At 60.8% G+C, this 15867-nt stretch carries 15 protein-coding genes; 8 read left to right on the plus strand and 7 right to left on the minus strand.

Annotated elements, in window-relative coordinates; genetic code table 11:
* The first annotated feature begins 202 nt into the window (after positions 1-202).
* The 4 genes from BW979_RS16630 to BW979_RS16645 all read left to right on the plus strand — a co-directional run bounded on the left by BW979_RS16630 (position 203) and on the right by BW979_RS16645 (position 4849).
* A complete protein-coding gene (locus BW979_RS16630) occupies positions 203-2218 on the plus strand; it encodes a ribonucleoside triphosphate reductase (protein WP_047229166.1) in 2016 nt (671 codons plus the stop codon).
* Positions 2219-2249: 31 nt separating this feature from the next.
* Positions 2250-2411: an anaerobic ribonucleoside-triphosphate reductase gene (nrdD, locus tag BW979_RS16635; protein WP_003182303.1), complete on the plus strand. Its 162-nt coding sequence runs from the start codon at positions 2250-2252 to the stop codon at positions 2409-2411.
* A complete protein-coding gene (locus BW979_RS16640; RefSeq protein ID WP_047229165.1) occupies positions 2408-3103 on the plus strand; it encodes an anaerobic ribonucleoside-triphosphate reductase activating protein in 696 nt (231 codons plus the stop codon). The genes nrdD and BW979_RS16640 overlap by 4 nt, the downstream gene beginning before the upstream one ends.
* A gap of 123 nt (positions 3104-3226) precedes the next feature.
* Positions 3227-4849 carry a methyl-accepting chemotaxis protein gene (locus tag BW979_RS16645; RefSeq protein ID WP_076384523.1) on the plus strand — a complete coding sequence of 541 codons (1623 nt, stop codon included), beginning with the start codon at positions 3227-3229 and terminating at the stop codon, positions 4847-4849.
* Positions 4850-4916: 67 nt separating this feature from the next.
* Here the strand turns inward: BW979_RS16645 and BW979_RS16650 are convergent, their stop codons facing one another.
* From BW979_RS16650 to BW979_RS16665, 4 genes are read right to left on the minus strand one after another with little or no spacing between them, the layout of a single operon-like run.
* Positions 4917-6272, minus strand: coding sequence for a 4Fe-4S binding protein (locus BW979_RS16650; RefSeq protein ID WP_076384525.1), 1356 nt, complete (start codon positions 6270-6272; stop codon positions 4917-4919).
* A complete protein-coding gene (locus tag BW979_RS16655) occupies positions 6260-7114 on the minus strand; it encodes an FTR1 family iron permease (protein WP_076384527.1) in 855 nt (284 codons plus the stop codon). The genes BW979_RS16650 and BW979_RS16655 overlap by 13 nt, the downstream gene beginning before the upstream one ends.
* 22 nt (positions 7115-7136) lie before the next feature.
* On the minus strand, positions 7137-7487 hold the full coding sequence (locus BW979_RS16660) for a cupredoxin domain-containing protein (RefSeq protein WP_076384529.1): 351 nt from the start codon (positions 7485-7487) through the stop codon (positions 7137-7139).
* Between the two features lie 2 nt (positions 7488-7489).
* Complete coding sequence (locus tag BW979_RS16665) at positions 7490-8020, minus strand: iron transporter (protein ID WP_076384531.1); 531 nt, start codon at positions 8018-8020, stop codon at positions 7490-7492.
* A 201-nt stretch (positions 8021-8221) separates the two neighbouring features.
* On the opposite strand from BW979_RS16665, the gene BW979_RS16670 reads away from it, so the two are divergent.
* Complete coding sequence (locus tag BW979_RS16670) at positions 8222-8449, plus strand: DUF3079 domain-containing protein (RefSeq protein ID WP_076384533.1); 228 nt, start codon at positions 8222-8224, stop codon at positions 8447-8449.
* 128 nt (positions 8450-8577) lie between these two features.
* Here BW979_RS16670 and BW979_RS16675 read toward each other — a convergent pair whose 3' ends face one another.
* The 3 genes from BW979_RS16675 to BW979_RS16685 form a co-directional block, all read right to left on the minus strand.
* A complete protein-coding gene (locus tag BW979_RS16675) occupies positions 8578-10317 on the minus strand; it encodes a dipeptidase (protein WP_076384535.1) in 1740 nt (579 codons plus the stop codon).
* A 228-nt stretch (positions 10318-10545) separates the two neighbouring features.
* The gene (locus BW979_RS16680) at positions 10546-12546 is read right to left on the minus strand and encodes a peptidase U32 family protein (protein ID WP_076384537.1); all 2001 of its coding nucleotides are present in this window, start codon (positions 12544-12546) and stop codon (positions 10546-10548) included.
* Positions 12547-12663: 117 nt separating this feature from the next.
* Positions 12664-14232 (minus strand): sensor domain-containing diguanylate cyclase, encoded by a 1569-nt coding sequence (locus BW979_RS16685; protein ID WP_076384539.1) that lies wholly within the window; start codon positions 14230-14232, stop codon positions 12664-12666.
* 221 nt (positions 14233-14453) lie between these two features.
* Here BW979_RS16685 and BW979_RS16690 point away from each other — a divergent pair, with 221 nt between their 5' ends.
* From BW979_RS16690 to BW979_RS16700, 3 genes are read left to right on the plus strand one after another with little or no spacing between them, the layout of a single operon-like run.
* Complete coding sequence (locus BW979_RS16690) at positions 14454-15020, plus strand: chalcone isomerase family protein (RefSeq protein ID WP_076384541.1); 567 nt, start codon at positions 14454-14456, stop codon at positions 15018-15020.
* Entirely contained in the window at positions 15017-15556 is a 540-nt protein-coding gene (locus tag BW979_RS16695) for a DUF3833 domain-containing protein (RefSeq protein ID WP_076384543.1), read from the plus strand. Before BW979_RS16690 ends, BW979_RS16695 begins: the two co-directional genes overlap by 4 nt.
* On the plus strand, positions 15553-15858 hold the full coding sequence (locus BW979_RS16700) for a DUF6482 family protein (protein ID WP_047229154.1): 306 nt from the start codon (positions 15553-15555) through the stop codon (positions 15856-15858). The genes BW979_RS16695 and BW979_RS16700 overlap by 4 nt, the downstream gene beginning before the upstream one ends.
* Positions 15859-15867 lie beyond the last annotated feature (9 nt).

A 15867-nucleotide genomic window follows, 5' to 3' on the forward strand; every position in this document is an offset into this window, starting at 1 on the left:
GTACGCAGAAAGAGCAGACACCTGAAAACCCATGTGGGAGCGAGCCTGCTCGCGATGGGTTATACCGGTCGACATCTCAAGCGGCTGATCCACCCTCGATTCTTGATATCGATCAATTGCAACCCTCACTTTTGGTCGTACTCTCCACTGCATATTGTGTTTGAAGATTGTTAATTATCTATATGTAGTGTCTGGAGCCAAAATGCAGAGCACGTTGATCTCAGTAGGCTGTAACCGCTTGCACAAGCGCGATGGCAGTGTGGTTGCCTTCGACGCGGACAAGATCCGCCAGGCGCTGATCGCCGCCGGCAAGGCCACCGGCGAATACGCTGAGGGGGAGGCTGAAGGGTTGCTGGAAGCGGTGCTGACGCGATTGGAAGGACAGACGCGCTTGAGCGTCGAGCAGATCCAGGACCGTGTCGAGCGAGTACTGATGGACGCCGGTTTCTTTCTGGCCATGCGTGCCTATATCGTCTACCGCGAGCAACATGGACGCCTGCGCCGGGATCGTCGCACCCTGGTGGAAGTTGCCACCTCGATGAACGAATACCTGGACCGCGAAGACTGGCGCGTACAGGCCAATGCCAACCAGGGTTACTCCCTCGGTGGGCTGATCCTCAACGTATCGGGCAAGGTCACCGCCAACTATTGGCTCGACGAGGTCTACAGCCAGGCCATCGGCCAAGCGCACCGCGAGGCCGACCTGCATATCCACGACCTCGACATGCTCGCCGGCTACTGCGCCGGCTGGTCGCTGCGCACGCTGTTGCACGAAGGCCTCAATGGGGTGCCGGGACGGGTCGAAGCCGGGCCGCCCAAACATTTGAGCAGCGCCTTGGGGCAGATGGTGAATTTCCTCGGCACGCTGCAAAACGAATGGGCCGGTGCCCAGGCGTTCAGCTCGTTCGACACCTACCTGGCGCCGTATGTACGCAAGGACAGACTCAGCTACGACGAGGTCCGCCAGTCGTTGCAGGAGTTCATCTACAACCTCAACGTCCCGTCACGCTGGGGCACGCAAACACCTTTTACCAACCTTACGTTCGACTGGGTCTGCCCGGAGGATTTGCGCGAACAGATTCCGGTGATCGGTGGCGAGGAGATGCCGTTCGCCTACGGTGATCTGCAAGTGGAAATGGAATTGATCAATCGCGCCTACATCGAGGTGATGCAGGCCGGTGATGCAAAGGGCCGGGTGTTCACTTTCCCGATCCCGACCTACAACATCACCCATGACTTCCCGTGGGACAGCGAGAACGCCGACCGCTTGTTCGAGATGACCGCCCGCTACGGTCTGCCGTATTTCCAGAACTTCCTCAACTCGGACATGCAACCCAACCAGGTGCGCTCGATGTGCTGCCGCCTGCAACTGGATGTGCGCGAGTTGCTCAAGCGCGGAGGAGGCCTGTTCGGCTCGGCGGAACAGACCGGCTCACTAGGTGTGGTGACGATCAACTGCGCACGCCTGGGCTACCTGTACAAAGGCGATACCAGCGCATTGCTGCAACGCATCGATACGCTGATGGAACTGGCGAAGGAAAGCCTGGAGGTCAAGCGCAAGGTCATCCAGCACCACATGGACGCCGGGCTGTACCCGTACACCAAGCGCTACCTGGGCACCCTGCGTAATCACTTCTCCACCATCGGCGTTAACGGCCTGCACGAAATGCTGCGCAATTTCACCGATGACCAGCAAGGCCTGCATACCGAGCAAGGCCGGGCATTCGCCCTGAAACTGCTGGATCACGTGCGCGCCACGCTGCTGCGCTTTCAGGAAGAAACCGGCCACCTCTACAACCTGGAAGCCACCCCTGCCGAGGGCACCACCTACCGTTTCGCCAAGGAAGACCTCAAGCGTTACCCCGATATCTTGCAGGCCGGCAGCCCGATCGCCCCGTATTACACCAACTCGTCGCAGTTGCCGGTGGGCTTCACCGACGATCCGTTCGAAGCCTTGGAGCTGCAAGACGAACTGCAATGCAAATACACCGGCGGCACCGTGCTGCACCTGTACATGGCCGAGCAGATTTCCTCCACACAGGCCTGCAAGCAGCTGGTGCGCAAGGCCCTGGGACGCTTCCGGCTGCCGTACCTGACCATCACGCCGACGTTTTCCATCTGCCCGGTTCACGGCTACCTGGCCGGGGAACATGAGTTTTGCCCCAAATGCGACGAGGCCTTGCTGTTGCAACAGCAGTTGGCAGGCAGCGTTCACTGATCCGATCCATCGACCGCAAGGAGCTTCATCCATGAACGCATCACAATCTCTTCCGCAGGCACAGCGTCAACGTTGCGAAGTCTGGACCCGCGTGATGGGTTATCACCGTCCGGTGGCGGCCTTCAACCCAGGCAAACAGTCCGAGCATCGCGAACGGGTTCACTTCACTGAAAGCGCGGCCGGGCGTCCATGAGTCGAGCGCTACGGGTTGGGGGCATGGTGCCCCTGACCACCCTCGATTATCCGGGCCAACTGGCTTGCGTACTGTTTTGCCAGGGCTGCGCCTGGCGTTGTCGTTATTGCCACAACCCGCAACTGATCCCGCCGCGCGGCAGCGAAGAGGTGGATTGGTGTCGGGTGTTGGCATTTTTGCAACGTCGCCAGGATCTGCTTGACGCCGTGGTGTTCAGCGGTGGTGAGCCGACCCTGCAGGACGGCCTGGCGCCAGCCATGGAGCAAGTGCGGCAGATGGGTTTTCGCATCGGCCTGCACAGCGCCGGCATCAAACCGGCGGCCTTCGCCAAAGTGGTCGGGCAAGCCGACTGGGTTGGCTTCGACATCAAGGCCTTGCCCGAAGACGCCCTGGACGTGACTCGGGTTCATGGCAGCGGTGCCGCCAACTGGCGCAGCCTCGACTATCTGCTGGCCAGCGGCGTGGATTATGAATGCCGGACCACCGTGCATTGGCATTTGTTCGATCCCGAACGGTTGTTGACCCTGGCTCGCCGCCTGAGCGAGCAGGGCGTCACGCGTTTCGCTGTGCAACTGGTGCGCACGGCCCGGATGCTCGACCCCCATCTTTCCAGTGTTTCGGCACAGGCCTTGCAGCCGGAGTTGTGGGCCGCCATGCGCGAGTTGTTTCCCTCGTTCGTTTTACGCAGTTGACCGTCCCCGGGGATGAACGACCGACAGCGGTTCGGGATCGCCGGGCCGCTCTTTTTTATGGCTTTTTTTATGGTTTTCAAATGCGCTGCCAATCGGCAGGTAGTTGAACAGGGAGCATTTGATATGACCAGACTCACCACTGCCCACCGTATCGTGATCGGTTTTGCCATCGCTCCACTGGCGTTGATCGCCCTGGCGTTATACGCCTTGAACGACCTGGCCACGCTGCGCGACCAGGCGGTGCAAATCGTCAGACAGGATTGGCCGAAGATCGACCCGATCATGGTGATCGCCACGGGTGTGCGCGATAACGCCAGGAACACCCGGGACCTGTTGATCGACAAGAACAACGCGCAGGTCCAGCAATCGATCGACATGACCCGGCAACGTATTACCCAGGCCTTTACCACGCTGGAGCCGCTGTTCGACCAGCCGGAAGGCAAAGCGGCGTATGCGGCACTGAAGAAGCACCGTGAGGCGTACGTGGCCGCGTTCGTTCAGGTGCAGGCGTTGATTCGCCAGGGAGCCACGGACGACGCGATGACGCAACTCAAGCAGGGCGTGATGCCGGCCGAGCTTGAGGTCTACAAAAGCCTGGAAGGGCTGATGGCGATGCAGGGCCGGTTGTTTGTCGAGCGTGAACAGCTGGCCCAGGCGCGCTACAGCGACGCGCGGCGCAACATGCTGACACTGGTGCTGGCCTGCCTGGCCCTGGTCAGTACCGTTGCGGTCCTGGTGACCCGCAGCGTGACCCGTCCGCTGGGTGGCGAGCCCGATGATGCGGCGCGGGTGCTGAGCCAGATTGCCCAAGGCGACTTGACGATCCGCGTGCCGCTGGACGCCGGGAGTGCAAACGACAGCGTAATGAGCAACATGCATGACATGCAGCAGAGCCTCAACAGCATGGTCCGGCACATTGCGGCTTCGGTGGATCGGGTGGCCAGTTCCTCCGAAGAGCTGAGTGCGGTGAGCAGTCAGACCAACAGCACCCTGGAACTGCAAGGCCAGGAAATCGAACAGGCCGCGGCGGCCGTGAACCAGATGACGGCGGCGGTGGACGAAGTGGCGCGCAATGCGGTGAGTACCAGCGAAGCCTCGCGGATATCCGAGCAAACCGCCCAGCGCGGTCGTGAGCAGGTTCAGGAGACCGTTGCTTCGATCAGCGCATTGGCGCTTGGGGTGACGGACTCTTCGGGGCGCATCCAGCAGTTGGCAGGCAGGGTCGAGCACATCAGTTCGGTGCTGGACGTGATCCGCGGCATTGCCGATCAAACCAATCTGCTGGCCTTGAACGCCGCCATTGAAGCAGCCCGCGCTGGCGATGCCGGGCGTGGTTTTGCCGTGGTGGCCGACGAAGTCCGGGCACTGGCCCATCGCACCCAGGATTCGACTCGGGAAATCGAGGAGATGATCGGCAACATCCGCCAGGACAGCGAGCACGCCGTGACCGCCATGCAAAGCAACAGCGAACTGGTGCAGACCACTTTGCAAGTGGCCCGCCGCTCCGGCGATGCCCTGGATGAAATCGCCCGTTCGATCTCGCAGATCAACGAGCGCAATCTGATGATCGCCAGCGCCACCGAAGAACAGGCGCTGGTAGCCCGAGAAGTGGACCGTAACCTGGTGGGTATTCGCAACCTGTCCGAACAGGTATTGCTCGGGGCCCGGCATACTGATACCGCCGGTCAGGACCTGGCGCAGATGGCCGGCTCACTGCATGAGACCGTGGCGCGGTTCAAGGTCTAGGCCAGCCCCGCGTCAGCTGTTGTGAACCACACAAATCCACCGTGGGAGCAACGCTTGCACTGCGTGTTCACCATCCCCAGAACTGCAACCACCAGCCATAACCCACCAGGCCATTGGCTAATACCAGGCAGGCCATTGCGAGGGGCCTGCGGGCTGCATGTTCCAGGCGCTTGTAGCCCAGCCACAGACTCCAGGCGATTGCCGCGACCAGCAGCGCGGCCCGAGCCGGTTGTACCCAGTCGAGCAACAACCCTTCATAGCGCAGCAGTTTGACGGTGGTGGCCGACAAGCCGAGGAACAACCCTGCACCGCCGAGGGGCGTCAGGGTGATGGCCAAGGGCCAATACTGTGCAGGATCGCCCGAGAGTCTTGCCGCCAGGCGCATCAACAGCAGCAGCGACGTGCCCAACAGCAAGGCACTCATGCCCAGATAAGCGACGATGCAAAAGCCATCGAGCCAACTGAAGCTGTCATTGAGCTGCGGATAGTGGGTCAGCAACCACCAAGGGGCGTTGTCTTGCAATGGCCAGAACAGCTCATGGGCGACCAGCCATTGGGCCAGGCTCTGCTTCATGGCAATGAACCAGGGGCTGACGGTCCACTGAAAAGCCCCCATGGCCAGGCCAATGACGCCGAACAACAACAAGCGCGCGTCCCAGGGCGAAAGGGTGGTTGCGTTCGAGTGAAGGATTTCCTCGTTACTGGAACGGGCTATCAGGCGCACCGCATCGCGCTGGCCGCTGCAGCGACCACAGGCGTGGCAATCGGCGGCACCGCGCATCCGGCGAATGTCCAGCAATGGCGCGCAGTTGGGAGGCGGGCGGCGCGGCGCGGGGTTTTCCAGCCAGCGTTGCTCGTTCACCTGGAAGTGCACCGGCGCCAGGCGAGCAAGCAGGGCAAAGACGCCACTGACTGGACACAGGTAGCGGCACCACACGCGCTTGCCTCGGGCGAACAGCAGGCCAACGATCACCGCTGCGACCGTCGAGCCCCCCAGGATCAACAGCGCCGCCTGGGCATAGTCATAGACGCTGATCAACTGCCCATAGATCGTGGTCAGGCAGAACGCCAGGGTCGGCCAGCCGGCCCAACGCACCCCGCGTGGCACGCCCAGGCCTTTGCCATACTGGCTGGCCCATTCACTCAAGGCACCTTCAGGACACAGCACGCCACACCAGAGTCGACCGAACAGCACAATCGACAGCAACACGAAAGGCCACCAGATGCCCCAGAACAGAAACTGCGCCAGCAGCGTGAGGTTGTCCAACAGCCGAGCCTGGCTGCTGGGCAATGGCAACAGCGCCGGCACCACCAGCAGTACCGCATAGACCAGCACCACCGCCCATTGCACGGCGCGAATGGTTGCGCCGTGGCGCCGCATGCCGTCGCCCAGACGTTGCAGCCAGAGGTTCAAGTCGGACATGGCAGCGTTTGCGCTTTGCGTGGCCGCAGCCAGCCGGCAACCCCCAGCCAATAGCCGAGCCACACCAGCAAGGTCATGGCACTGGGACTGGCTCGATAGCCGGTGAAATCCGCCAGGAAACCACCCAGGCCGTGACCGTCATTCAATACCGCGCTGCTGTCCCAGAGCGCGTCGCCGATGCCTTGGTAGACCACTTCGGGCCAGTCCATCGCCAGCAACTGACCGCTGATCCGCTCAATGCCGCTGACCAGCAGCGCTGCCCCCAATAACAACAGAATGGTTTCGCTGATGGCAAAGAAACGCGGCCATGAGATGAACCGTCGACTGCCGTGCAGCAAGACGATGGTCAGCAGCGCCAGCAGCAGGCCGGCCACCGCGCCCACGGCGAACAAGCCCAGTGGCGCCCCTTGCAGACGTGCCCCGGCGCCATACAGGAAGACCACGGTTTCACTGCCTTCGCGGCTGACGGCCAGCAGCGCCAACACCATCAGCCCCCATCCACCCTGGCGGCTGAAACGATGGTCGGCGTGACGCGTCAGATCCTGTTTCAACGTCCCGGCGTTTCGGTGCATCCAACCGACCATTTGCACGATCAGCAGACTGGCGACCAGCGCCAACGCCGCCTGGAACCATTCATTGGCCGCGCCGCTCATGGCTTCGCCGGCCAACAGAATCAGACCGGCCAAGATGCCCGACAACAGCAAACCCAGCGCCACGCCAGCCCACACGAACTGCAACAAGCGACCGGCCTGTTGCTGCCGGCTGACCCAGGCCTGGAGTATGCCGATTACCAACAGCGCCTCGACGCTTTCGCGCCAGACAATAAACATGGATTGAGTCATGCAAACACCTCCTGTTCGCCGACTACTGGGCGAGGATGCCGCCCTCGGGCAGTTGCGGGTTGAATTCATCGAAAAACGGATAGTGCCCGGGGCGCAGCGGGTGAATGACGACAAACGTGGTAACGCCGGGCGACAGGACCTTTTCCACCCGCAGGGGCGTGCTCTCGAATTCCGCCGGACCCTGGCCGACGTTTTTCAGCACGATCTTGAAGCGCTGCCCGGCCGGTACTTCCAGCAGCGGCGGGGTGAAATGGCCGTCGCGCATGCTCAACTCGTAAGTAAGCAGTTGGGCATGGGCGATTGAAGGCAACAGCAATCCGGCCAGCATCCACCCGGCCAGCTGTCGCGCTGTTCGGCTCGTTGAACGACGCATCTTCAATACCCGCCTTTTTTGCCAATCCCGGCGTAGACGAATTCGTAATGCAGTTCACAGCGCTCGAACCACGGTGCCACGCCGGTTTCCTTGTCGGTATGACGGCCGAGGGAGCCATGGCCGCCGGGCGGCAGGACGGTGAAGGTCAATTGGTATTTGCCGGGGCCCAGCAGCTTGACGTTGTCGCCATAGTGCGGCCCGTCATTGGCCACCATGGCGTGGAAGTCGCCCTTGAGCGGGGTGTCGTTGCCTTGTTTTTTCAGTTGGAACGACACGTTGAGGTAGGGCACGAAGCTGCCTTCCTGGAAACCTTGCTGGTTGTCGGCCGTGGCCCTGATATCGGCCTCCAGGTGAACGTCAGACTCGGCGGTTGGGCGCATCATGCCGGCCGGGGCCATTTCGATCGGTTGCAGGTACACCGCGCCGACCTCCAGGCCCGGGCACATTTGCGGTTCGCCAATGGGGTATTCCTTGGCCTGGGACAGAGGGGCGAGAAACAGCAGGGCGAGAGGCAGCGGAGCGAGGGTACGCATGGGAAGACTTCCTGAGGACTATGGGATGGCCGAGTCTAGGAAGCTTTGCTGCGAATAATAATGATTCTTGTCAATTTTCGGGGCATTTAACCCGCCAGGAACGCCGATACCGTCATGCCGGTGGTTCTTGATCGATATCAAGGGCACTTCGGCCCTGACACGCTAGGGTACAGGCACACCCATCGGCTATACGGGGGCGTCATGGCAAAGCCTTTTCCAATCAGTCCGAAACATCCCGAGCGCATTTGCTGGGGCTGCGACCGTTATTGCCCGGCCAGTGCCCTGGCGTGTGGCAACGGTGCGGATCGAACCATGCACCCGGCCGAAATGATCGGGGAGGATTGGTACCTGCATGGTGATTGGGGGGTGGAGTTGGTGGACATTAGCGCCAAGGTCATCGATCCAAGCGCCACTCACCCGAAGGAATGAAGTGAACCTGTGGCGAGGGAGCTTGCTCCCGCTCGGTAGCTCAGCAACCTCAAAATCTTGGGGGCCGCTGCGCAGCCCAGCGGGAGCAAGCTCCCTCGCCACAGTGAATAAAATACGCCTCACAGGTTTTACAACTTCGGCAACTGCCCGATCCGCCCCATCATCTCGGTCACGATCTGCAGGTCCAGCAAAAACTGCTCGACGGTCTTGAACTCGTTGTCGTTATGCCCGGTGTACTTGACGTCGGGCATGGCCAGGCCGAACTGCACGCCGTTGGGCAAGTCATGAACCGAGGTGGCGCCAGCGGAGGTGCCGTACTTGTGCTCCATGCCGAGGTTTTCGCTGGCCACGGCCAACAGTGCCTTGACCCATTCACCGTCCGGGTTGCGATACATCGGCTCATCGATTGAATAATCGAACGCCACGGCGACCTCCGTCTTCTTGCTCCAGGCGGCCAGTTTGTCGGTGATTTCAGCCTTGATCGCTTCCGTCGGCTTGCCCACCGGCACGCGCAGATTGACGGCCAGCTTGAAGGCTTTGTCATCCATGCCGACATACGTCAGGGAAGCGGTCAGCGGCCCCATGAAGGCGTCGGAAAAGCCAATCCCCAGTTTGCTTCCCAGGTAGTCCAGGCCCCAGTTGTCGGCGGCATAGCGGGCGACATCGGTGATGTGGTTGTGCTTGAGCGCGACCTTGCCCTCGAGGCTGTTGATGAAGTCCAGCATCCTCGCCACCGGGTTGACCCCGGACTCTGGTTCTGAGGAATGGGCGGAGACGCCTGTGAAGGTCAGTTTGACGTCCTTACCGACGACCGCGGTGGTCACCTGGAAGTCGCCGCCATTGCCCTTGGCATACGCGGAAGCGGCTTTTTGCAGCGTCGCGGCCAGTTCAGCAGGCTGATCGCCCACGAAGGTAGCGACCGATGTGGACGGAATCTGATTGGTGGCCAGGCCACCGGTCATCGCCGTGATCTCAGCGCCTTTGCCCTGGGCCGCACGCCGGGCGAAGTTGGCCATGACGGTGCCATAGCCTTTTTCGGCAATCACCACCGGGTAGCCGCCATCCAGCGCCAGGTTGTAGTTGGGGGTTGGGTTGCGCTCGAAGTAATAGGGGATGGCGTCGCCGGTGGTTTCCTCGGTGGTATCTACCAGCAGTTTGAAATTCCTCGCCAGCGGCAGCTTTTCTTCCTTGATGATCTTCATGGCGTACAGCGCCACGACAATGCCGTTCTTATCATCTTCGGTGCCCCGGCCGTACATGCGGTCGCCCACCAAGGTGACCTTGAACGGATCCAGACGAGTGCCGTCTTTCAATACCCAGTTTTCCGGGGTCACCGGCACGACGTCGGCATGGGCGTGAATGCCCACGACTTCGTCGCCACTGCCATGCAGTGAAATCTCGTAGACGCGGTTGTCGATGTTGCGAAAGTCCAGGTTGAAGGCTAGGGCAAGGCGCTTGATCTTGTCCGCGATCTTGAGGAACTCGGGGTTCTCGTGCTGGGCAACACCGTCCTTGCGAAAGGTCGGGATCGCCACCAGTTCGCGCAGGGTTTCGGTAGCGGCGTTGCCGTATTTCACCCGTGCATAGAGGCCGAGCAGACGATGAATTTCGTTCTGCTGCTCAGCCGTAAGGGGTTTGTTGTCGAGGAACGTGCTGATGGCCGGGCCAAGCTTGGCGGTTTCGGCCAACTCGCTTCTGGCCACGTTTCCCAGGAACTGCCTGAAGTCGGTGACGGAGGTGTCAGCGAGGGTTTTGACGAGGGCCGAGCTCTGTTGCGCAGTGATGTTGGCCAAGGCGGGTGGGGTGATCGACGCCAGGCTGGACAGCAGCAGGGTGCTCACGGCCAGGTGCTTGAGGGATAAGTTCATTGGTAGAGGCATTCCTTTGCAGACGGTGGGAAAGAAGTGACTGATTGATGGAACACTCACTTACAACCTAGCACCGAGAAGGACCTGCCGGGAGTTTTGTAATCAACATTAATGCATGCCGATCCATTGCTATCGCGAGCAGGCCCGCTCCCACAAGGGATTAGAGGTGGTCACACGATCTTGTGTCCACTTTGCAATCCCTGTGGGAGCGAGCCTGCTCGCGATTGCTTAATGCGGCGCGCGAGGGATCGTCTTGAGCAGGTCTTCCGGGCTGATGTGACCGACGATGGGCTCCGCGCTGCTGCCCGGCAGCGGCAGGTCGAGGATGTGCCCCTTGATCTTGCCGACCACATGCATCTCGCAGGGTTTGCAGTCGAACTTCAGCGTCAGCACCTCGTCACCATGGATCAACTGCATCGGCGCAACCTTGGTGCGCACGCCGGTGACGCCCTTGGCCTGCTTGGGACAGAGGTTGAACGAGAAACGCAGACAGTGCTTGGTGATCATCACCGGTACTTCACCGGTTTCTTCGTGGGCTTCGAACGCCGCATCGATCAGTTTCACACCGTGGCGATGATAAAAATCCCGGGCCTTCTGGTTGTAGACGTTGGCCAGGAACGACAGGTGCGACTCCGGGTACACCGGCGGTGGATTGGTCTCGGCCTTGCGCCCCCCTCGGGGATGGGCCTCGACACGGGCGGTGGTCAGGGCTTCGATGACTTCGCGGCGCACCGCCTTGAGCTGCGAGTTGGGAATGAAATACGCCTGGGGCGCATCCAGCTCGATGGCGGTGGCGTGGTACTCGGTGGTGCCCAGTTGGCCGAGCAGGTCGTGCAGTTGCTCCAGCGCCTGCTCCGGCTTGTTCGCCAGGCCGAATGGCCCGTCCAGGCTGACGCTGGCGCTGACGCCTTCCTCGCTGGTAGCAGTCAGCTCCAGGCGCTCTTCACGCAGGCGTGCGACCCAGGCAACGCCCACCCGGCGCTCGGCGGAGGTCTTGAGCAGCGCTTGCTGCCAGTTGTGGTCCAGGTTACGACTCAGCGGGTGGTTGGGGCGTAATGTGTGCAACCCTGCCGGCATTTCATTGGGCTCGACGCGGTAGCGGTAACGCTTCTGGCCGTCTTCCTCGAATTCGCCCTTGGGCTCGGCGATGTTGGCGCGAAAACCCACCACTTCACGCTTGACCAGCACGTTGAGGCCATCGCCGTTGGACAGCGGATCAAAGGTCACGACTTGCAGGTCGCGCTTGCCGACTTTCTCCACCACGCCCACCGGCACGCCGGTAAAGGTCGGGGAATCGAAGGCGCCGATGTCGATCTTGCGCTCGCTGACGAAGTAGTCGGTGCTGCCGCGGTGGAACGTCTTCTCCGGGTCGGGCAGGAAGAAGTGCGCGGTGCGACCGCTGGAGGCGCGGGCCAGGTCCGGACGGTCTTCGAGGACATCGTCCAGGCGCTGGCGGTAGTAGGCGGTGATGTTCTTCACATAGCCCATGTCCTTGTAGCGTCCTTCGATCTTGAACGAACGCACACCGGCTTCGACCAGGGCGCGGATGTTGGCGCTCTGGTTGTTGTCCTTCATCGACAGCAGGTGCTTCTCATAGGCAACCACCCGGCCCTGATCATCCTTGAGGGTGTAGGGCAGGCGACAGGCCTGGGAGCAATCACCACGGTTGGCGCTGCGGCCGTTCTGGGCGTGGGAGATATTGCATTGGCCGGAAAACGCCACGCACAGCGCGCCGTGGATAAAGAACTCGATGGCCGCGTCGGTTTCGTCGGCGATGGCGCGGATTTCCTGCAGGTTCAACTCCCGCGCCAGTACCAGTTGGGAGAAACCGGCCTGATCAAGGAACTTTGCCCGTGCCAGGGTACGGATGTCGGTCTGGGTGCTGGCGTGCAGTTCGATCGGCGGGATGTCCAGTTCCATCACCCCTAGATCCTGGACGATCAACGCATCGACACCCGCATCGTACAACTGGTGGATCAACTGGCGGGCCGGCTCCAGTTCGTTGTCATGCAGGATGGTGTTGATCGTGGTGAACACCCGGGCGTGGTAGCGATGGGCGAACTCCACCAACCGGGCGATATCACTCACCTCGTTACAGGCGTTGTGACGCGCGCCGAAACTCGGGCCACCGATGTACACGGCGTCAGCGCCATGCAGGATGGCCTCGCGGGCGATGGTCACGTCGCGGGCGGGGCTGAGCAATTCCAGATGATGTTTGGGCAAGGACATTTGTTTTTAGTCAGGCTGATCACGGTCGAAGCGCGCATTGTAGCCGCCAGGCGCCCGGCCGGCACCTGTGGACTTGGATTTGCGCGATATGACCGATATGCGGCTTCGCCCCGTGGGTCATCCCGGCGAAGCATCAGGGCTGCACCAGCGGTTTCTCCCGGTGTTTTTTGCCAGATACAAGAACGCATCAGCGGCCTTGATCAGCATGGCCGGGGTCACGTCCTCGGTGCTTGGCCGGCAGGTGGTGATGCCCGCGCTGGCGGTGACCAGGCCCAAGGGATGGTCGCCGTGTTCGATGTTCAGCGCCCTGATGGACTCCAGAATCTCTTGTGCGATCGTGGCGGCCCCCGCGCTGTGGGTGTCGGGCAGCAAAATGGTGAATTCTTCACCCCCGTAGCGCACCGCCAGGTCGCCGGGCCGTTTGATCGCTTGCTGGATCGCCCCCGCGATCGCGCGCAGACAGTCGTCCCCGGCAGCATGGCCGTATTTGTCGTTGTAGCGTTTGAAGTAATCGACATCAAGCATGATCAAGGCCAAGGAGGCGTGCTGACGCCTGGCCCGGCGAATCTCATCGGCCAATGCAATGTCCAGCCGTCTGCGGTTGCCCAAACCGGTCAGGCTGTCGGTCAGTGCCATGTCCCGCATGGTTTGGTGGGCGCTGCGAATCTGTTTCTCCATGGTCATTCTGTAGCGCAACTGGCTCAACACGATCAGCCCAAAGCCGACGAGTATCACGATCAGGAATATCAGTACGAAGCCGGTCTTGAGCAGATCGTGACGCCAGGGGGTGATGATCGATTCGCGAGACAATCCGGCCTCGACCACCAGCGGATAAGTGGTCAAGGCTCGGTAGCCATAAATGCGTTCAGTGCCGTCGACGACGGCCCTGGCCTCGGCGACGCCCTGATTGGAGTTGGGCAAGTGGTCACGGAAGATCACGCTATTGACCAGGCTCTTGCCGACCACCGAGGCGACGAAGGGCCGCCGGACCAGAATCGTGCCATCTCGAAGGGCCAGGACCAGGGCTCCCTTGTCGTCGATCTTGAAGTCGCCGTAGTAGTCCACGAAATAGCTGACCTTGACCGTTCCCAGCAACACACCGGCGAACGAGCCGTCAGGATTGTTCAAGCGGCGGGAGATGGGGATGATCAGGTCATTGGTGGATCGGCTCCTGATCACTTCGCCGATCCGCACGTTTCGGTCCTCGTGGGTGCGGTGATACTGGAAGTAGTCGCGGTCGGCATTGTTCGCCGAGTCTGGCGTTGTTTGCTTGTCTGTCACTATCCACTGCCCGTCGGGGCCGTAGATAAACAAACCGTGCAACTGCGGCATGATGGCCGACTGTTGCACCAGCAGTTTATGGATGCGCGGGATGTCGATGTTCTGCAGGCCATCGCCTTCCACTCGCTCGCTGAGTGCGGCGGTCACCACGTCCACTTGCCGGATGGTGTCTTCGGCGTGCTGGGCCGTCGCTCGCGCCAGGTTTGTCACCGAATCGCGGGCCGAGGCAAAGGCAGAGCGATAGTCACGCCATGTTCTCCAGCCTTCAACGGCCAGGAACACCATCACCACCACCAGCATGAAAGTGATGGTGAGCCGCAGGGCAGCTCCGGCCCGCGCTACCTGAGGGGGAAAGGATTCGTCAGCACTTTCTTTCTTTAGCTGCGGCCGTTCACGTCCGAGCATTAACATTTCCTTCTACAGCAGCGCGACTGCGCATTATTAGGGCGCAGGCTACCTTATCCGATAACAGCACGTTAGCTGAAGGATTCGAGGCAGGCACAGATCGCCAAAGCACGGGTGGATATAAAAGGCCATAACTCGCGAATCCACTCAAAAAAGCTGTACAAATCATACTTCATGTACAACTATTGAGCGACCTTCGGCAATCCAGTGATGTTTTTTCAATGGCAAGGTCGTTTGCCTTCAAGAAAAGCCTGAGCCGGTTCATGGCCTGCGTTTTGGTGCTTTACGCCAGCCAGGCTCTGTGCGACTGGCGCACGGTACTGCCTGACGCCCGTCTGGTGGGGCAAGCCGATTATTCCTGGTACGGGTTCGATCTCTACCAGGCCAGGTTATGGAGTGCGGCCTCGCAACCCAGCCTGGAAACGCCGCTGGCACTTGAGCTGAATTACCGCCGCGCGATCAGCAAGCAAACCTTGGTGCAAGCGAGCATGGAGGAGATGCGCCGAATCGCGGGTAAATCCCTGGACCCAGTACAGCTCGACAGCTGGAGCGATGACATGCGGCGGTCCTTCGTCGACGTCAGGCCAGGCAGTCAAATCACCGGGCTTTACCTGCCCGGCAAGGGTTGCCGCTTTTATGTCGACGGGCGCTTGACCCATGAAGTCGCCGACTCATCGTTCGCTCGAAACTTCTTCGCCATCTGGCTCGATCCCCGCACCCGGCATCCGGAGTTGCGGCAACAGCTGCTGGGGCTCAATAACGCGCGCGTAGGGGGGCAAACACCATGACTCGGCTAATGGTTGTACTGCTTTTAATGATGAGTTTGACCAGTTGCGGGAACGTGAATGTCGATCGTTATGCCGACCAGCAACCGCAGCTGGATCTGGTGCGCTTCTTCAGTCAGCCAATCAAGGCCTGGGGCATCTATCAAAAACGTTCCGGCGAGGTCATCAAGCGTTTCGAGGTTGAGATATTGAGTCACCGTGAAGGTGAACGGCTGATTCTCGATGAGCGCTTTCTCTACAGTGATGGCAGCCGACAACGGCGCGTATGGACGCTGACCGCCGATGGCCCGGGGCTCTGGCGCGGTCGCGCCGACGATGTGATCGGCGAGGCGCGGGGAGAGGTGGCCGGCAACGCGCTGCGCTGGCGCTATCGATTGAACCTGCCAGTAGACGGATCGACTTACGAAGTGACTTTTGACGACTGGATGTACTTGATGGACGAAGACACGATGATCAACCGCTCGAGCATGAGCAAGTTTGGCGTCGAGTTGGGCCAGGTCACGCTGTTTTTCCGGCGCCAGGGCGCAGGCCTGCCATGAACCTGCAAACCCTGATCGAGCTGGCCATCGAAGGCCGGGTACACGAGCTGGAGTTATGGTCGCTGGAGGGCGGTATCTACGTGTTGCGTGCGCGACTGGACCGCGGGTTTCGTACGTTGCTCGACGACTCCGGACGAACATTGCATTTGCGATCCACCACCCATTTGCGTGAGTTGCTGCGTGACGCGCCGCGGTTACCCTGCATGTTGGTACAGCATGTCGTTCACGACGAAATGTGTGGCCAGCGCGAGGGGCCGATAGAGCCTTTGCGTGTGCCACTTTTTCTGGATGAACCTTGGTAATAATGTTCG

The sequence above is a fragment of the Pseudomonas sp. A214 genome (assembly GCF_900156295.1).
Lineage (GTDB): Bacteria > Pseudomonadota > Gammaproteobacteria > Pseudomonadales > Pseudomonadaceae > Aquipseudomonas > Aquipseudomonas rhizophila.

Coding starts and splice junctions, on each gene's coding strand:
- BW979_RS16695 (WP_076384543.1), top strand. CDS start 15,017: ATGACTCGGCTAATGGTTGTACTGCTTTTAATGATGAGTTTGACCAGT.
- BW979_RS16640 (WP_047229165.1), top strand. CDS start 2,408: ATGAGTCGAGCGCTACGGGTTGGGGGCATGGTGCCCCTGACCACCCTC.
- BW979_RS16690 (WP_076384541.1), top strand. CDS start 14,454: ATGGCAAGGTCGTTTGCCTTCAAGAAAAGCCTGAGCCGGTTCATGGCC.
- BW979_RS16670 (WP_076384533.1), top strand. CDS start 8,222: ATGGCAAAGCCTTTTCCAATCAGTCCGAAACATCCCGAGCGCATTTGC.
- BW979_RS16680 (WP_076384537.1), bottom strand. CDS start 12,546: ATGTCCTTGCCCAAACATCATCTGGAATTGCTCAGCCCCGCCCGCGAC.
- BW979_RS16685 (WP_076384539.1), bottom strand. CDS start 14,232: ATGCTCGGACGTGAACGGCCGCAGCTAAAGAAAGAAAGTGCTGACGAA.
- BW979_RS16700 (WP_047229154.1), top strand. CDS start 15,553: ATGAACCTGCAAACCCTGATCGAGCTGGCCATCGAAGGCCGGGTACAC.
- BW979_RS16660 (WP_076384529.1), bottom strand. CDS start 7,487: ATGCGTCGTTCAACGAGCCGAACAGCGCGACAGCTGGCCGGGTGGATG.
- BW979_RS16665 (WP_076384531.1), bottom strand. CDS start 8,020: ATGCGTACCCTCGCTCCGCTGCCTCTCGCCCTGCTGTTTCTCGCCCCT.
- BW979_RS16645 (WP_076384523.1), top strand. CDS start 3,227: ATGACCAGACTCACCACTGCCCACCGTATCGTGATCGGTTTTGCCATC.
- BW979_RS16655 (WP_076384527.1), bottom strand. CDS start 7,114: ATGACTCAATCCATGTTTATTGTCTGGCGCGAAAGCGTCGAGGCGCTG.
- BW979_RS16650 (WP_076384525.1), bottom strand. CDS start 6,272: ATGTCCGACTTGAACCTCTGGCTGCAACGTCTGGGCGACGGCATGCGG.
- BW979_RS16630 (WP_047229166.1), top strand. CDS start 203: ATGCAGAGCACGTTGATCTCAGTAGGCTGTAACCGCTTGCACAAGCGC.
- nrdD (WP_003182303.1), top strand. CDS start 2,250: ATGAACGCATCACAATCTCTTCCGCAGGCACAGCGTCAACGTTGCGAA.
- BW979_RS16675 (WP_076384535.1), bottom strand. CDS start 10,317: ATGAACTTATCCCTCAAGCACCTGGCCGTGAGCACCCTGCTGCTGTCC.